The organism is Pseudomonas sp. FSL R10-2189, assembly GCF_009600325.1.
GTDB classification, from domain to species: domain Bacteria; phylum Pseudomonadota; class Gammaproteobacteria; order Pseudomonadales; family Pseudomonadaceae; genus Aquipseudomonas; species Aquipseudomonas helleri.
This window is the reverse complement of record NZ_WIVZ01000018.1, coordinates 12,927-28,734: the sequence shown is the minus strand read 5'-3', so window position 1 is coordinate 28,734 and position 15,808 is coordinate 12,927. Positions and strand designations below refer to the sequence as shown.

Annotated in this window: 15 protein-coding genes; 13 read left to right on the top strand and 2 right to left on the bottom strand. The window is 58.9% G+C overall.

Features of this window, described 5'->3' with window-relative positions:
- Positions 1-768, top strand: a complete 768-nt coding sequence (locus tag GHO32_RS14400) for a TerB family tellurite resistance protein (protein WP_153335061.1) — start codon at positions 1-3, stop codon at positions 766-768.
- Here GHO32_RS14400 and GHO32_RS14395 read toward each other — a convergent pair.
- Entirely contained in the window at positions 765-1,757 is a 993-nt protein-coding gene (locus tag GHO32_RS14395) for an alpha/beta hydrolase family protein (RefSeq protein ID WP_153335060.1), read from the bottom strand. The two genes, GHO32_RS14400 and GHO32_RS14395, sit on opposite strands and share 4 nt — an antisense overlap.
- Before the next feature lie 54 nt (positions 1,758-1,811).
- Here GHO32_RS14395 and GHO32_RS14390 point away from each other — a divergent pair, with 54 nt between their 5' ends.
- From GHO32_RS14390 to GHO32_RS14365, 6 genes are all read left to right on the top strand, one after another.
- A complete protein-coding gene (locus GHO32_RS14390) occupies positions 1,812-4,223 on the top strand; it encodes a PAS domain S-box protein (protein WP_153335059.1) in 2,412 nt (803 codons plus the stop codon).
- A 10-nt stretch (positions 4,224-4,233) separates the two neighbouring features.
- Positions 4,234-4,863, top strand: coding sequence for a response regulator transcription factor (locus GHO32_RS14385; protein ID WP_048372210.1), 630 nt, complete (start codon positions 4,234-4,236; stop codon positions 4,861-4,863).
- A gap of 295 nt (positions 4,864-5,158) precedes the next feature.
- Entirely contained in the window at positions 5,159-6,283 is a 1,125-nt protein-coding gene (locus GHO32_RS14380) for an ABC transporter ATP-binding protein (RefSeq protein ID WP_123750912.1), read from the top strand.
- Positions 6,284-6,323: 40 nt separating this feature from the next.
- Positions 6,324-7,364, top strand: a complete 1,041-nt coding sequence (locus GHO32_RS14375; protein ID WP_048372207.1) for an ABC transporter substrate-binding protein — start codon at positions 6,324-6,326, stop codon at positions 7,362-7,364.
- A 68-nt stretch (positions 7,365-7,432) separates the two neighbouring features.
- Positions 7,433-8,680, top strand: a complete 1,248-nt coding sequence (locus GHO32_RS14370) for an ABC transporter permease (RefSeq protein WP_048372205.1) — start codon at positions 7,433-7,435, stop codon at positions 8,678-8,680.
- A 10-nt stretch (positions 8,681-8,690) separates the two neighbouring features.
- Positions 8,691-9,515, top strand: coding sequence for an ABC transporter permease (locus GHO32_RS14365; protein ID WP_153338143.1), 825 nt, complete (start codon positions 8,691-8,693; stop codon positions 9,513-9,515).
- Between the two features lie 3 nt (positions 9,516-9,518).
- Here the strand turns inward: GHO32_RS14365 and GHO32_RS14360 are convergent, their stop codons facing one another.
- The gene (locus GHO32_RS14360) at positions 9,519-9,977 is read right to left on the bottom strand and encodes a transposase (RefSeq protein WP_153335057.1); all 459 of its coding nucleotides are present in this window, start codon (positions 9,975-9,977) and stop codon (positions 9,519-9,521) included.
- Positions 9,978-10,262: 285 nt separating this feature from the next.
- Between GHO32_RS14360 and rpe the strand changes: the two genes are divergently transcribed.
- From rpe to trpC, 6 genes are all read left to right on the top strand, one after another.
- A complete protein-coding gene (gene rpe / locus GHO32_RS14355; protein ID WP_153335056.1) occupies positions 10,263-10,937 on the top strand; it encodes a ribulose-phosphate 3-epimerase in 675 nt (224 codons plus the stop codon).
- A complete protein-coding gene (locus GHO32_RS14350) occupies positions 10,934-11,752 on the top strand; it encodes a phosphoglycolate phosphatase (RefSeq protein WP_153335055.1) in 819 nt (272 codons plus the stop codon). Before rpe ends, GHO32_RS14350 begins: the two co-directional genes overlap by 4 nt.
- Positions 11,753-11,821: 69 nt before the next feature.
- Entirely contained in the window at positions 11,822-13,309 is a 1,488-nt protein-coding gene (gene trpE, locus GHO32_RS14345) for an anthranilate synthase component I (protein ID WP_153335054.1), read from the top strand.
- Positions 13,310-13,320: 11 nt separating this feature from the next.
- Entirely contained in the window at positions 13,321-13,914 is a 594-nt protein-coding gene (locus GHO32_RS14340; protein WP_048372197.1) for an aminodeoxychorismate/anthranilate synthase component II, read from the top strand.
- A 9-nt stretch (positions 13,915-13,923) separates the two neighbouring features.
- Entirely contained in the window at positions 13,924-14,973 is a 1,050-nt protein-coding gene (trpD, locus tag GHO32_RS14335; RefSeq protein ID WP_153335053.1) for an anthranilate phosphoribosyltransferase, read from the top strand.
- Positions 14,970-15,806: an indole-3-glycerol phosphate synthase TrpC gene (trpC, locus tag GHO32_RS14330; protein WP_153335052.1), complete on the top strand. Its 837-nt coding sequence runs from the start codon at positions 14,970-14,972 to the stop codon at positions 15,804-15,806. Before trpD ends, trpC begins: the two co-directional genes overlap by 4 nt.
- Positions 15,807-15,808 lie beyond the last annotated feature (2 nt).

Below are 15,808 nucleotides of genomic sequence, written 5' to 3'. Positions count from 1 at the left end.
ATGCTGTGGCCAGGGACTCTGATCGGAGCCGGGGCTGGCTTTTTTATCGCCAGCATTCCGGGGGCCATGCTTGGCGCTTTGTTGGGGCAGGCCCTGGACCGGCGCTTGCAACTTCACAGTTGGGCGCAATTGCGTGAGCGTCTGGGCGGCCGCCCGGCCTTGCGCAATGATGAACTGCTGTTTGTGTTACTCGGTCGGCTGGCCAAAAGCGGCGGGCGGGTTGTGGATAAACATATCGAACAGGCGCGCCAGGAAATGCGCCAGCTCGACATGAACCCGGCCGCGCAGCAGCGTGCGATTGCCGCGTTCAACCGGGGCAAGTCCGGGCATGACTCGTTACGCGGTTATCTGCTGCGCTTGCGGGCTCAGCCTGCGGCGGCCGAAGGCGTGCTGCGGGCCTGTTGGCGAATGATTGTGGCGGACGGACGGGTAGACCCCAAAGAGCGAAAACTGATTTTCCAGTGGGGCCGCTGGTTGGGCTGGACCCCGCAGCAAGTGCAACTGCTGGGAGCCGATCACGAGCCGCAGAAAAAAACGCCCGCAACCCGGGGCGGCACGTACCAGCAGGCGCTTGCCTTGCTCGGCGTGACCGCCAGCACCGATCCCGAGCACATCAAACGGGCTTACCGGCGTTTGCTCAGCCGTCACCACCCGGACAAAGTGGCGGGCGCCGGTGCAACCCCGGCGCAGGTGCGTGAGGCCACCGATAAAACCCGCGAGCTGCATCACGCGTATGCGTTGATCCGTGAGTACCGCGGTTTTCGTTAATCCGGCTTATCCACAGCCTTCGGGCTGAGCCAGCCGCGAATCCGGCGCAACAGTTGTTCTTGTTCGGCCTCGCGATTGCCGGCAATGGTGTCCAGGCCTACTTGGTTGAAATTTGAGCGATCCATGCGTTTGCTGGCGTGTAGCCGTTGCAAAGCGGCTTTGCGCATAAGCGGTTTGTCTTTGTAGAACACATCCAGAAGCTCAACCGAGAGCGCCGGGGCCAATACATTGATATCGGGCTCGACCTGAGCCGGTGATTGCGCTGCTACCAGAATGAGCTTTTGCACCTGCTTGGGCTGTTTTTCGTTCAGGTAGCGCGTCGCCCAATAGGCCCCGGTGCCGTGCCCGAGCAGCACAATACTGCGCATGTGTTGCTGTTGAGCGAAGGCAATGGCAGCGTCGATGCGGGCGAAAATTCGCTCGGCGTCAGCGTTGGTCAGCGCTTCCAGGGTTTGCTCGGGTTGCAACTCGGTGTCCGGGTTCTCGGTACCGACACTGGCGGCCTGCTCGATGGGTTTGGCTGTGGTGCTGGCCTCTTTACTGCTACTGTTCGGCGCGGGCTCTGTAGGAATTTTCTCTGGTTCGGCCGCGCGCGGTTGGCTGGCTTCACTGCGCAGGTCAGGCAAGCTCAGGCTCAGGCTGGCCCAGTTGGCGTCTGGCAGTTTGTTGCGCAATGGGCCTACGACCCGTGGCCAGTCCGCGTTTTCACCGGCGCCGGGGACGATTACCACGACGCCGCTGGGGTCGCTGCTGTTGGCCGGTTTCCAGAGCGCCAGAAAAGTGTCCTGCGCGGCTTGCAGTTGTTGCTGCTCAGCGGCCGGCACTTGTCGCTCAAGCGCAGTGGCGTCTTCCTGGCTGCGTTCAGGCAAGGGTTGACGCACCACGGGTGCGGGTTGCGCGGGTGTGGTGTCGGGAGCTGGCTCGGCCGCCAGGACCGGTAAGGCAGATGACAGGTACAACGCCGCCAACGCCAGGCGCAAAGAAGACATAAGTAATTCCAGGCCAGAAGTTATCCCGGCAGCGTAATGGGTGTGAGTGTTGCGATGAAGCGTTTTTGCTATCTGTTGGTTATCGGCTGGTTGTGGCTGCCCTTGATGGGGCACGCGGCGACTATCCCGGCTGCGCAATTAAGTCCCGAGCAACAGCAATGGCTGGCGCAGCATAAAGCGCTGCGGGTCGGCCTGGTGTTGCAGGCGCCTTATGCCACCTTTGACCAACGCTTGCAGCAGTTGTCCGGGGCCAATGTTGAGCTGATGAAATGGCTGGCGCAGAGCCTGGATATTGACCTGACCTGGCGCACCTATCCGGACCTTGAGCAGTTGGAGAAGGCCGCGCGTGAGGGGCAAATCGACATCGCGCCGGGTCTCAAGCAAACCCCGGCCGGGCTGCGCGTGTGGATTTTTTCTGACCCTTATATGCGGGTCCCGCAATTGTTGGTCGGTGAACGCAATGGCTCAGGTTCGGTAGACCTTGATCGCATCGACAGCAAAACCCGTGTCGCCGTGCGGATGCCCGGAGCCACGGCAGACTTTTTGCGCTCCAGTTATCCGGGGCTCAATCTGCAAGGCGTGCCGCTGGAGCGTCAGGCCCTGCAACTCTTACTGAGTCAGCAAGCCACCTATGCGGTGATTGATGAAGCGCAACTGGCGCGGCTTTCTGCCGAGCCTGAGTTCACCGCTTTGGCGGTGGTTGGCGACATTGGCTTGCCGCAGCTTTTGCGGGTGGGTACGCGTCGGGACTTGCCCGAGTTGGCCGGCATCGTGGAGCGCGGGCTCCATGCGATACCAGCACGGGATATGGAGCAACTGCACACGCTTTGGTTGCAGCCCAAGTTCGCGCGCTCAACCCACTCCCCCGGCTTCTGGCAAAACCTCGTGCTGTTGTTCGCGGCGCTGATGTTGGCCAGCATGGCCATTGTGGTGTGGCAGCGCCGCCAGCAGAGTGTTCTGGAGCAGGCGCTGTTAAAAGCCCGCGAAGACCTCGCCGAGGGGGCCGCCAGCGCCGAGGCCCTGCGCCTGACGCAGTTTTCTATCGATAAAAGCCCGGTGGGAATTTTATGGGTTAACTGGGACAGCCATATTCGGTACGCCAATCTGGCGGCCGAAAACATGCTGGGGTATTCGCCGGGCGCGGTACTCGATCGGTCACTGAGTGATTTTGAGCCGGGCCTGGACATGGACCGCTGGTTGGGCTTGTGGCGCCGCGCGCGGGGTAACGAGGACACGGCGCAGCGCATGGAAGCGATTTGCGTGCGGGCTGATGGCAGCGAGTTCCCGGCTGACGTGACCTTGAGCTTCCTGCGCTTTAAACAGGCCGAATACCTGGTGGTTTACCTGCATGACATCACCGAGCGCCGCCGTGTGCAGGCCGCGTTGCAAGAAAGCGATGCGCGCCTGCAAGGCATTGCAGCCAATGTGCCGGGGCTGGTATTTCGACTGGAGCGCTCGTTGCTGACGGGCGAGTTGGATTTCCCTTACATCAGTGAAGGCAGCGAGAGCCTGGTGGGGTTTTCTCCGGCGACCTTACGTCGGCATGACGTTGGCCTGCGCAGCCTCGTGCACCCGGATGACAGAGCCGATTACCATCGGGTGCAGGACGTGGCCATAGACAGTGACAGCGACTGGTCGTGGCAAGGGCGAATCCTGACCCGCGAAGGGCTGCAACGCTGGGCCGAGATCAAAGCCATTACCCGCCGTCTTGAAGACGGTACGGTGGTCTGGGACGGGATTGTCTGGGACATCAGCGAGAGCAAGCGCATCGAGCTGGAGCTGGACAGCTCGCGCGGTCAGTTACGTGAGCTTTCAGCGCACCTGGAGAGCGTGCGCGAGGAAGAAAAGGCGCGAATTGCCCGCGAGGTTCATGACGAGCTGGGGCAAATGCTCACGGTGCTTAAACTCGAAACCTCAATGTGTGAGCTGGCGTATGCGGACCTTGATCCGGGGTTGCGCGAGCGGCTCAATAGCATGAAAAAACTCATCGCCCAGTTGTTCCAGCTCGTGCGCGATGTGGCCACGGCCTTGCGCCCGCCGATTCTGGATGCCGGGATCAGCTCGGCGATTGAGTGGCAGGCCCGTCGTTTTGAAGCACGCTCGAATATCCCGTGTCTGGTACAAGTCCCTGAACAACTGCCGCCGTTGAGTGCGGCCAAGGAAGTGGGCCTGTTCCGGATTTTGCAGGAAGCCCTGACCAACGTGCTGCGCCACGCTGACGCGCAAACGGTTGAGTTGACCTTGAGTGTCGAAGGCCGGGAGTTGTGCCTGACCATCAGTGATGATGGCCGGGGCTTTGAACCGTCGGCCGGGCGCTCGACCTCCTTCGGCTTGGTGGGCATGCGCGAGCGGGTATTGATGCTTGGCGGCACCCTGGACCTGCACAGCGAACCGGGCGAGGGCACTACCTTGGCGGTGCGCGTGCCATTGATTCAACGCCAGCCAGACCCAAGTGACTCTGAATAAGGAAGGACCTGTGATTCGTGTACTGGTAGCAGAAGATCACACCATCGTGCGTGAAGGCATCAAGCAATTGATCGGCCTGGCGAAAGACTTGTTGGTGGTGGGCGAGGCGAGCAATGGTGAGCAATTGCTTGAAACCTTGCGCCATGTGCCGTGTGAAGTGGTGCTGCTGGATATCTCCATGCCGGGGGTGAATGGGCTGGAGGCCATCCCGCGGATTCGTGCGTTGAACAACCCGCCGGTTATTTTGGTGTTGTCGATGCACGACGAAGCGCAAATGGCGGCCCGTGCCTTGAAGTTTGGCGCGGCGGGCTATGCCACCAAAGACAGCGACCCGGCACTGCTGTTGACCGCGATTCGCAAGGTGGCGGCGGGTGGGCGTTATATCGACCCCGAGCTGGCAGATCGCATGGTGTTTGAGGTGGGGCTGACGGATGAGCGGCCGCTGCACGCGTTGTTGTCCGAGCGCGAGTTTTCGGTGTTTGAGCGCCTGGCCCAAGGCGCGAACGTCAACGACATTGCCCAGCAACTGGCGCTGAGCAGCAAGACCATCAGCACCCATAAAGCGCGGTTGATGCAGAAGCTCAATGTCACTTCGCTGGCGGAGTTGGTGAAGTATGCGATGGAGCATAAGTTGATTTGAACCGTAGGAGCGAGCTTGCCTCGCGATTTTTAGAAGGCAAAAAAGATCGCGAGACAAGCTCGCTCCTACAGGTTTCTTTGAGGGTGCATATCTGTTTGCGACAGTTTTATGACGACTCTCAACGTAATCGTTGGGCCGGGTGGCAGGGTGCGTTCTGTTTGCGACATCGCTATAGGGCAATCCCTACAAAGAGCCTTCCAGCCTGCTGATGTAAATCTCTCCTGCGCCCCGATTTCTGCGGGCTGGCACCTTCTTTAGTCTTGGACTACAGCAGTCCAAAACAAAAGGTGCGGTTATGAGTGAGGTCGGTGCAAGCGCTGGGGCGAGTGATGTATTGGTCAGCTTCCGTGGCGTGCAAAAGAGCTATGACGGCGAAAACCTGATCGTCAAAGATCTTAATCTGGATATTCGCAAAGGCGAGTTTCTGACCTTGCTCGGACCGTCCGGTTCGGGCAAAACCACCAGTCTGATGATGCTGGCCGGCTTTGAAACGCCGACCGCAGGCGAGATTTTGCTGGCCGGGCGGGCCATCAATAATGTGCCGCCGCACAAGCGCGACATCGGCATGGTGTTTCAGAACTACGCCTTGTTCCCGCACATGACTGTGGCTGAAAACCTCGGGTTTCCGTTGTCGGTGCGCGGCCTCAACCGCACCGATGTCAGCGAGCGGGTGAAAAAAGTCCTCAGCATGGTCCAGCTCGAAGCGTTTGCGCAGCGTTACCCGGCGCAATTGTCGGGTGGCCAGCAGCAGCGTGTTGCCCTGGCGCGGGCGCTGGTGTTTGAGCCGCAGTTGGTCCTGATGGACGAACCATTGGGCGCACTGGACAAACAGCTGCGTGAACACATGCAGATGGAGATCAAGCACCTGCACCAACGCCTGGGCGTGACCGTGGTGTACGTGACCCATGACCAGGGCGAAGCGCTGACGATGTCGGACCGGGTGGCGGTGTTCCATCAGGGCGAGATCCAGCAGATTGCCCCGCCGCGTACCCTCTACGAAGAGCCCAAAAACACCTTTGTGGCCAACTTTATTGGTGAGAACAACCGCCTCAGCGGCCGCCTGCACAGCCAGGACGGGGAGCGCTGCGTGGTCGAGTTGAGCCGTGGCGAGAAGGTTCAGGCGCTGGCCGTGAATGTGGGCCGCACGGGTGATCCGGTGACGCTGTCGATTCGTCCCGAGCGCATTACCCTCAAGGACGCGAGCGAGTCCTGCGCCAACCGTTTCTCGGGGCGTGTCGAAGAATTTATCTATCTGGGCGACCACGTCCGGGTTCGTCTGGAAGTCTGCGGCAAGACCGATTTCTTTGTGAAACAGCCGATTGCCGAGCTGGACCCCACCCTGGCCGTCGGTGACGTCGTGCCGCTGGGCTGGCAAGTCGAACATGTACGTGCGCTGGACCCTGTATTAGAGGCGAATTGATCGCCCGGCTTCACCCACCCTGCACAGCGGAGAACACACAATGCACAAGACTTTAAAGTTAACGGCTCTGAGCCTCGGCCTGATGTTTGCGGGCAGTGCGCTGGCCGCGACTGACCTGACCGTGGTGTCGTTTGGCGGCGCGAACAAGGCGGCGCAGGTCAAAGCGTTTTACCAGCCGTGGGAAACCAAGGGCGACGGCAAAATCATCGCCGGTGAGTACAACGGTGAAATGGCCAAGATCAAGGCCATGGTCGACACCAAAAGCATCTCCTGGGACCTGGTAGAAGTGGAGTCGCCAGAACTGGCCCGTGGTTGCGATGAAGACATGTTTGAAGCGCTGGACCCTGCACTGTTTGGCAACCCGGACCAGTACGTAAAAGGCGCAATCCAGACCTGCGGCGCGGGCTTCTTCGTGTGGTCAACGGTATTGGCATACAACGCAGACAAACTGAAAACCGCACCGACCAGCTGGGCGGATTTCTGGGACACGCAAAAATTCCCGGGCAAGCGCGGTCTGCGTAAAGGTGCCAAGTACACCCTCGAATTTGCCTTGATGGCCGACGGCGTGGCGCCGAAAGATGTGTACACCGTGCTGGCGAGCAAGGACGGGCAGAACCGCGCCTTCAAAAAACTCGATGAGCTCAAGCCTTTCATCCAATGGTGGGAAGCGGGCGCTCAGCCGCCGCAGTACCTGGCCTCTGGCGACGTGGTCATGAGCTCGGCGTACAACGGCCGGATCGCGGCGGTACAGAAAGAAAGCAATCTGAAGATTGTCTGGAATGGCGGCATTTATGATTTCGATGCATGGGCCATCCCTAAAGGCCTGAGCAAGGCTAAAGCCGACGTGGCGAAGAAGTTCATGGCCTTCACCTTGCAGCCGCAACAGCAGAGCCTCTACTCGCAAAACATTGCGTACGGCCCGGCGAACAAAGAAGCCATGCCTTTGCTGCCTAAAGACGTGCAGGAAGACATGCCGACCGCCCCGCAAAACATCGTTAACCAGGTGCAAATCGACGTCAGCTTCTGGGCTGATAACGGTGAGCAACTGGAGCAGCGTTTCAACGCCTGGGCTGCCAAGTAAGCACTACGCAACGGCGGCGTGGCTGATCTGGCCACGCCGCCATCGTTTAAAGATTTCCGGAGTTCGCCATGGCCATCGCCGTTCCCCTGAACGAGGTCTCCAACACGTCGTTGAAAAAACGCCTAAAGCGTGCCGAACGGGTTAATCGCTGGAAAGCGCAGGCCCTGATCGCACCGTTGGTTATTTTCTTGTTGCTGGTGTTCCTGGTGCCCATCGCGGCCCTGCTCTACAAAAGTGTCGGTAACCCGGAAGTGGTAGAGGGTTTGCCGCGTACAGTGGTGGCCGTGCACAGCTGGGACGGTAAGGGCTTGCCCGCTGAGCCGGTGTACCAGGCGTTGAGCGAAGACTTGGCCGAAGCCCGCAAGAATCAAGTGTTGGGTGATTTGTCCAAGCGTCTGAACATGGAATTGGCCGGCTACCGCAGCCTGCTGATGAAAACCGCCAAGGGGCTGCCGTTCAAGGCGCAGCCAGCGTCTTACAAAGACGCGATGGAAGGCCTGGACGAGCGCTGGGGCGACCCGGCTTATTGGCAGGCGATCAAGCGCAACACCTCAAGCGTTACCCCGTTTTACCTGTTGGCCTCCGTTGATCACCGTATTGACGACTTGGGCGAAATAGCCCCGGCCACCCCGGATCAGTCGATCTATCTGGACATTTTTGCGCGTACGTTCTGGATGGGTTTTGTCATCACCTGCATCTGCCTGGTGCTGGCGTATCCGCTGGCCTACCTGTTGGCCAACTTGCCAGCACGCAAAAGCAACCTGTTGATGATTCTGGTGCTGTTGCCGTTCTGGACCTCGGTGCTGGTTCGGGTCGCCGCCTGGATTGTCTTGTTGCAATCGGGTGGCCTGATCAATAGCGGGCTGATGAGCTTGGGCATCATTGATAAGCCGCTGGAGCTGGTGTTCAACCGCACAGGTGTCTACATCGCGATGGTGCACATCTTGTTGCCGTTCATGATTTTGCCGATCTACAGCGTGATGAAAGGCATTTCTCCGACCTATATGCGCGCAGCGATCTCACTCGGTTGCCACCCGTTTGCCAGTTTCTGGCGAGTGTATTTCCCACAGACCTATGCCGGTGTGGGCGCGGGTTGCTTGCTGGTGTTCATCATTGCGATTGGCTACTACATCACCCCGGCCTTGCTGGGCAGCCCGAACGATCAAATGGTCAGTTACTTCGTGGCGTTCTACACCAACACCAGCATCAACTGGGGTATGGCGACGGCATTGGGCGGCCTGCTGCTGTTGGCGACTGTGGTGCTTTATCTGATTTACAACTGGCTGGTAGGCGCCAGCCGCCTGCGCTTGAGCTAAGGAGATCGCCATGCTGAGTCCTTATATGTCGCCCATTGAGCGGGTGTGGTTTTACAGCTTGCGCATTCTGTGTGGGCTGATCCTGTTGTTTCTGATTTTGCCGGTGCTGGTGATCATCCCGTTGTCCTTCAACTCGGGCAGCTTTCTGGTGTATCCGTTGCAGGGCTTTTCGCTGCACTGGTACCAGGATTTCTTTGGCTCGGCGGAGTGGATGCGGGCCTTGAAAAACAGCGTGATCGTGGCGCCTGCCGCGACGTTGCTGGCCATGGTTTTTGGTACGTTGGCGGCCATTGGCCTGACCCGGGGGCACTTCCCGGGCAAGGCGCTGGTGATGGCCTTGGTCATTTCGCCAATGGTGGTGCCGGTGGTGATTATCGGTGTGGCCAGCTACTTGTTTTTTGCGCCGCTGGGCCTGGGTAATAGCTACTTTTCGTTGATCGTGGTGCACGCGGTGTTGGGTGTGCCGTTTGTGATCATCACCGTGTCAGCGACCTTGCAGGGCTTCAACCAGAACCTGGTGCGTGCTGCGGCCAGCCTGGGGGCTTCGCCGCTGACGGCGTTCCGCCGGGTGACCTTGCCACTGATTGCGCCGGGGGTGATTTCGGGGGCGCTGTTTGCCTTTGCGACCTCGTTTGATGAAGTGGTCGTGACCCTGTTTTTGGCCGGGCCCGAACAAGCGACCTTGCCACGGCAGATGTTCAGCGGCATCCGCGAAAACCTCAGCCCGACCATTGCCGCTGCGGCGACCTTGTTGATTGCCTTCTCGGTGGTGTTGTTGCTGACCCTGGAGTGGTTGCGCGGGCGCAGCGAAAAAATGCGCACGGCCCAGGCGTAAGGGTTACATCCAGCACGCATCCCATAAGGGATAGTCCCCGATTCGTGTGGCCAGGCCCGCACGGATCGGGTTTTGTACGATGTGACGGGCGGTTGCCTTGAGGTCATCTTCACGGCGCAATGCCCTGTCGTGATAACCCTTTTGCCACAGTCGACCACTGGACTGGCTGGCGTTGTTAACGGTCACGCTGCTGCGTGACTTGATGCGGCACATTAATTCGCCCAGTGTTTTGTTGTTCAGTTCGACTAACCAATGAAAATGGTCCGGCATCACGACCCATGCTTTTGATGTCACGATGCCTTCGTCATGGGCTTGTTTAAATTGATCGACTAAAAGCCTGCCTAACTGAAAGTCTTCAAAAACAGGACGTCGTTGATCAGTTGCCGTGGTGAGCAGATACAGTCGTCCGGTTTCGGAGTAGCGGCCTTTTAATAGGCGATTGCTGGTATAGCAACGCGGCATTCCTTTGCCCTCGTTTAGGTCCGTGTTTTTTAAAACTAGCAGTTGGGCGTAGAAGTAGCCGCAGTCTTTATTCGCAAGATATTGCTGGAAGGTCCTTCGGCCCTTATCGCAGCCTTCGGCAGCGACTACATAGGTATGTGCCCTGTAGTCGCTGCCTCAGGCTGCGATCGGGCGGGAAGCGGTCGTGAAGTTGGCATTAGGCGCCAATCATCACGGTGCGGTGGCGCTTCTTGGCAGGGCGTATACAATGCCCGCCACCGTGATTTGCTTATTAAAAGGTGCGTTATGCAGCCCTTCGCTATTGCCCCATCGATTCTCTCTGCCGATTTCGCCCGCCTGGGCGAGGAAGTCGACAATGTACTCGCCGCGGGCGCTGATATCGTGCACTTCGATGTCATGGACAATCATTACGTCCCTAACCTGACCATCGGCCCGATGGTCTGCGCCGCGCTGCGCAAGTACGGCATTACCGCGCCCATTGATGCCCACTTGATGGTCAGCCCGGTCGACCGGATCATTGGCGACTTTATCGAAGCCGGTGCGACTTACATCACCTTCCACCCCGAAGCCACTCAGCACATTGACCGCTCTTTGCAGTTGATCCGCGAAGGCGGCTGCAAGGCGGGCCTGGTGTTTAACCCGGCCACGCCGCTGGATGTGCTCAAGTACGTGATGGACAAGGTCGACATGGTCTTGCTGATGAGCGTTAACCCGGGTTTTGGCGGGCAGAAGTTCATCCCCGGTACGTTGAACAAGCTGCGCGAAGCCCGTGCACTGATCGACGCTTCGGGCCGCGATATCCGCCTGGAAATCGATGGTGGCGTGAACGTCGGCAATATCCGTGAAATCGCTGAAGCCGGTGCAGACACCTTTGTCGCCGGTTCGGCCATTTTCAACACGCCTAACTACGAAGACGTCATCCAGAAAATGCGCGCCGAGCTTGCGTTGGCGCGCCCATGAGCCGTTTTGAGCAGTCGCTCCAGGGGCCGCTGCCTAAATTGGTGATGTTCGATCTGGATGGGACCTTGATCGACTCGGTTCCAGATCTGGCCGTCGCCGTTGAGACCATGCTGCTCAAACTGGGGCGCCCACCAGCGGGTATCGAGAACGTGCGGATGTGGGTCGGCAACGGTGCGCCGTTGCTGGTGCGCCGTGCGCTGGCGGGCAACATGGACGCCAAGGGCGTCGATGACGCCGAAGCCGAGCAGGCGCTGGAAATTTTCATGGAAGCCTACGCGGGCGGCCATGAACACACCAAGGTTTACCCGGGTGTGCGCGAAAGCCTCAAGTGGCTGCAAAAGCAGGGCGTTGAGATGGCCCTGATTACCAACAAACCCGAGCGGTTTGTGGCGCCCCTGCTGGATGAGATGAAGCTGGGCCGGTTTTTTCGCTGGATTGTCGGCGGCGATACCATGGCGCAGAAAAAACCGGACCCTGCAGCGCTGTTTTTTGTCATGAAAATGGCCGGTGTAACCCCGCAGGAGTCGCTGTTTGTCGGCGATTCGCGCAATGACGTGCTGGCGGCCAAGGCCGCAGGTGTGCGCTGTGTTGCGCTGAGCTACGGCTATAACCATGGCCGACCGATTGCCGAAGAATCACCGGATGCGGTCATTGATAACCTGCAAGAGCTGATAGCCGGTTGCTTAGATTCGGCGCCTGAGATAACGTTGGGCGCTCCTGTTCACCCCTCTCAAAGAGATTCCATCGTGGTGGTCACTCGCAAACTCTGGATGAAAGTTATCAAGGCCCTGGCCCGTTGGCGTTGGCGCGCCTGACTTTTATCTGGCCGGAGATCCGGCACGTTTGCATACCTGACTGTTTTACCTCAGACCACGAGGCACCTCATGATCCGCGAAGAATTCCTGCGCTTGGCCGCTGCTGGCTACAACCGTATCCCGCTTGCACGTGAAACCCTTGCTGACTTCGACACGCCGCTGTCGATCTACCTGAAACTGGCCGACCAGCCCAACTCCTATCTGCTGGAGTCGGTGCAGGGCGGCGAGAAGTGGGGGCGTTATTCGATCATTGGTTTGCCATGCCGCACGGTGTTGCGTGCCCATGAGCAGCAGATCCGCATCACCCACGACGGTGTAGAAATCGAAGCTCATGACGTTGAAGACCCGCTGGCTTTCGTTGAGGCCTTCAAGGCGCGTTACAACGTACCGACCATTGCCGGTCTGCCGCGTTTTAACGGCGGTCTGGTGGGGTATTTCGGCTACGACTGCGTGCGTTATGTCGAGAAGCGTTTGGGTAAATGCCCGAACCCGGACCCGCTGGGCGTGCCGGACATTTTGCTGATGGTGTCGGACGCTGTTGTGGTGTTCGATAACCTGGCCGGCAAGATGCACGCAATCGTGCTGGTGGATCCGTCTGAGGCCGATGCCTATGACGAGGGCCAGGCGCGTCTTGAGGCGTTGCTTGAGCAGTTGCGCCAACCGATTGCCCCGCGCCGTGGCCTGGATTTCACCCAGCAGCAAGCGGCAGATCCGGTGTTCCGTTCCAGCTTCACCCAGGCCGACTACGAAAAAGCCGTCGATACGATCAAGGACTACATCCTGGCGGGCGACTGCATGCAGGTTGTGCCGTCGCAGCGCATGTCGATCGACTTCAAGGCTGCGCCGATTGATCTTTACCGCGCGCTGCGTTGCTTCAACCCGACGCCGTATATGTACTTCTTCAACTTTGGTGACTTCCACGTGGTGGGCAGTTCGCCGGAAGTGCTGGTGCGGGTGGAAGACAATCTGATTACCGTGCGCCCGATTGCCGGGACTCGCCCACGCGGCGCCACGGAAGAAGCGGACCTGGCGCTGGAAAAGGACCTGCTGGGGGATGACAAGGAAATTGCCGAGCATTTGATGCTGATTGACCTTGGGCGTAACGACACGGGGCGCGTTTCGGAAACCGGTTCGGTGAAGCTCACCGAGAAGATGGTGATCGAGCGTTACTCCAACGTGATGCACATTGTGTCTAACGTCACTGGCCAGCTCAAAAACGGCCTGACCGCAATGGACGCGTTGCGCGCCATTTTGCCTGCGGGCACGTTGTCGGGTGCACCGAAAATTCGCGCGATGGAGATCATCGACGAACTGGAACCGGTCAAGCGTGGCGTGTATGGCGGCGCAGTCGGTTATTTCGCCTGGAACGGCAACATGGACACGGCCATCGCGATTCGGACCGCAGTGATCAAAGATGGCGAATTGCACGTACAAGCCGGCGGCGGCATTGTCGCTGACTCGGTACCGGCCCTGGAGTGGGAAGAGACGCTGAATAAACGTCGCGCGATGTTTCGTGCCGTAGCGCTCGCTGAACAAACCCCTGCATCCGACGCCTGAGGAGCTTTGCCATGTTGCTGATGATCGACAATTACGACTCTTTTACTTACAACGTTGTGCAATATCTCGGCGAGTTGGGTGCCGAGGTCAAAGTGGTGCGCAACGACGAATTGACCGTGGCCCAGATCGAGGCGCTCAAACCTGAGCGCATAGTGGTCTCGCCCGGCCCGTGCACGCCTAATGAGGCGGGCATTTCCCTTGAAGCGATCAAGTACTTTGCCGGCAAGCTGCCGATTCTGGGTGTGTGCCTGGGCCATCAGTCCATCGGCCAGGCCTTTGGCGGTGACGTGGTTCGCGCCCGGCAAGTGATGCACGGTAAAACCAGCCCGGTCTATCACCTGGACACGGGTGTATTCCAGGGCCTGAATAACCCGCTGACGGTGACGCGTTACCACTCGCTGGTGGTCAAGCGTGAAACCCTGCCGGAGTGCCTGGAACTCACGGCCTGGACGCAACATGCCGATGGTTCGGTTGACGAGATCATGGGCCTGCGCCACAAAACGCTGAACATCGAAGGGGTGCAATTTCACCCGGAGTCGATTCTGACTGAGCAGGGCCACGAACTGTTCGCTAACTTCCTCAAACAAACTGGCGGCACGCGCTAAGGACTTCTTATGGATATCAAAACAGCCCTGAGCCGTATCGTCGGTCACCTTGATTTGAGCGAAACCGAGATGCGCGATGTAATGCGCGACATCATGACCGGCCAATGCACTGAAGCGCAGATTGGCGCGTTCATGATGGGCATGCGCATGAAGAGCGAGAGCATCGACGAAATCGTTGGTGCCGTCACGGCCATGCGTGAGTTGGCGGACAAGGTCGAGCTCAATACCCTGGACGGCGTGGTGGATATCGTCGGCACCGGGGGTGATGGCGCGAACATTTTCAACGTCTCCACGGCGTCTGCCCTGGTGATTTCTGCTGCCGGTTGCACGGTGGCCAAACACGGTAACCGTGCGGTGTCGGGCAAAAGCGGCAGTGCCGACCTGCTTGAGGCTGCCGGTGTGTACCTGAACCTGACACCTGTTCAGGTGGCGCGTTGCATCGACAGCGTTGGCATTGGCTTTATGTTTGCCCAGTCCCATCACGGCGCCATGAAGCACGCGGCCGTCCCGCGTCGCGACCTGGGGCTGCGCACCTTGTTCAACATGCTTGGCCCGCTTACGAATCCGGCTGGTGTGTTGCATCAAGTGGTCGGGGTGTTCAACCAGGCGCTGTGCCGTCCGCTGGCTGAAGTGTTGCAGCGTCTGGGCAGCAAACACGTGCTGGTGGTGCATTCGCAAGACGGTCTTGATGAATTCAGCCTGGCCGCACCAACGTTTGTGGCTGAGCTGAAAAAAGGTGAAATCACTGAGTACTGGGTTCAGCCAGAAGACTTGGGTATAAAGAGCCAGAGTTTGTTTGGCCTGGTGGTGGATAGCCCGGCGCAATCATTGGAGCTGATCCGCGATGCCTTGGGCCGTCGCAAAACTGAGGCTGGCCAGAAGGCCGCTGAAATGATCGTACTCAATGCCGGCGCTGCGCTGTACGCCGCTGACCTTGCCTACACGCTCAAAGAGGGTGTGGCTTTGGCCCACGATGCGTTGCACACAGGTCTGGCGCGAGAAAAACTCGAAGAGCTGGGCGCCTTTACCGCGATCTTCAAGCAGGAGAATGAAGCATGAGTGTGCCTACCGTTCTGGAAAAAATTCTGGCGCGCAAAGTTCAAGAAGTCGCCGAGCGCAGCGCACGCGTGAGCCTGGCGGAGCTTGAAGGTCTGGCGGCTCAGGCTGATCCTGTACGCGGCTTTGCTAAAGCCTTGTTGGCTCAGGCCAAGCTGAAGCAACCGGCTGTGATTGCCGAAATTAAAAAGGCATCGCCGAGCAAGGGCGTGATCCGCGAAGATTTTGTTCCGGCCGACATTGCCAAAAGTTATGAGCTGGGCGGCGCAACGTGTTTGTCGGTTTTGACCGACGTTGACTACTTTCAGGGTGCCGATGCTTACCTGCAACAAGCCCGTGCGGCGTGCAAGTTGCCGGTGATCCGCAAGGACTTCATGATCGATCCTTATCAGATCGTTGAAGCGCGCGCGTTGGGGGCGGATTGCGTTTTGCTGATCGTCTCTGCGCTGGATGACGTGAAGATGGCCGAACTGGCTGCCGTTGCCAAAAGCGTCAACCTGGATGTGCTGGTTGAAGTGCACGATGCCGATGAGCTGGAACGTGCCTTGAAGATCCTGGATACCCCGCTGGTGGGTATCAACAACCGCAATTTGCACACCTTTGAGGTCAGCCTGGAAACCACGCTGGACTTGTTGCCACGGGTGCCGCGAGATCGCTTGGTGGTAACCGAGAGCGGGATTCTCAACCGCGCCGACGTTGAGCTGATGGAAATCAGCGAGGTGTATTCGTTCCTCGTCGGTGAGGTGTTTATGCGCGCTGAACAGCCAGGCGTTGAGCTGCAGCGTTTGTTCTTCCCGGAGCGCAGCGTGCACGTGGCAGGCTCGACGCTGGACTAACC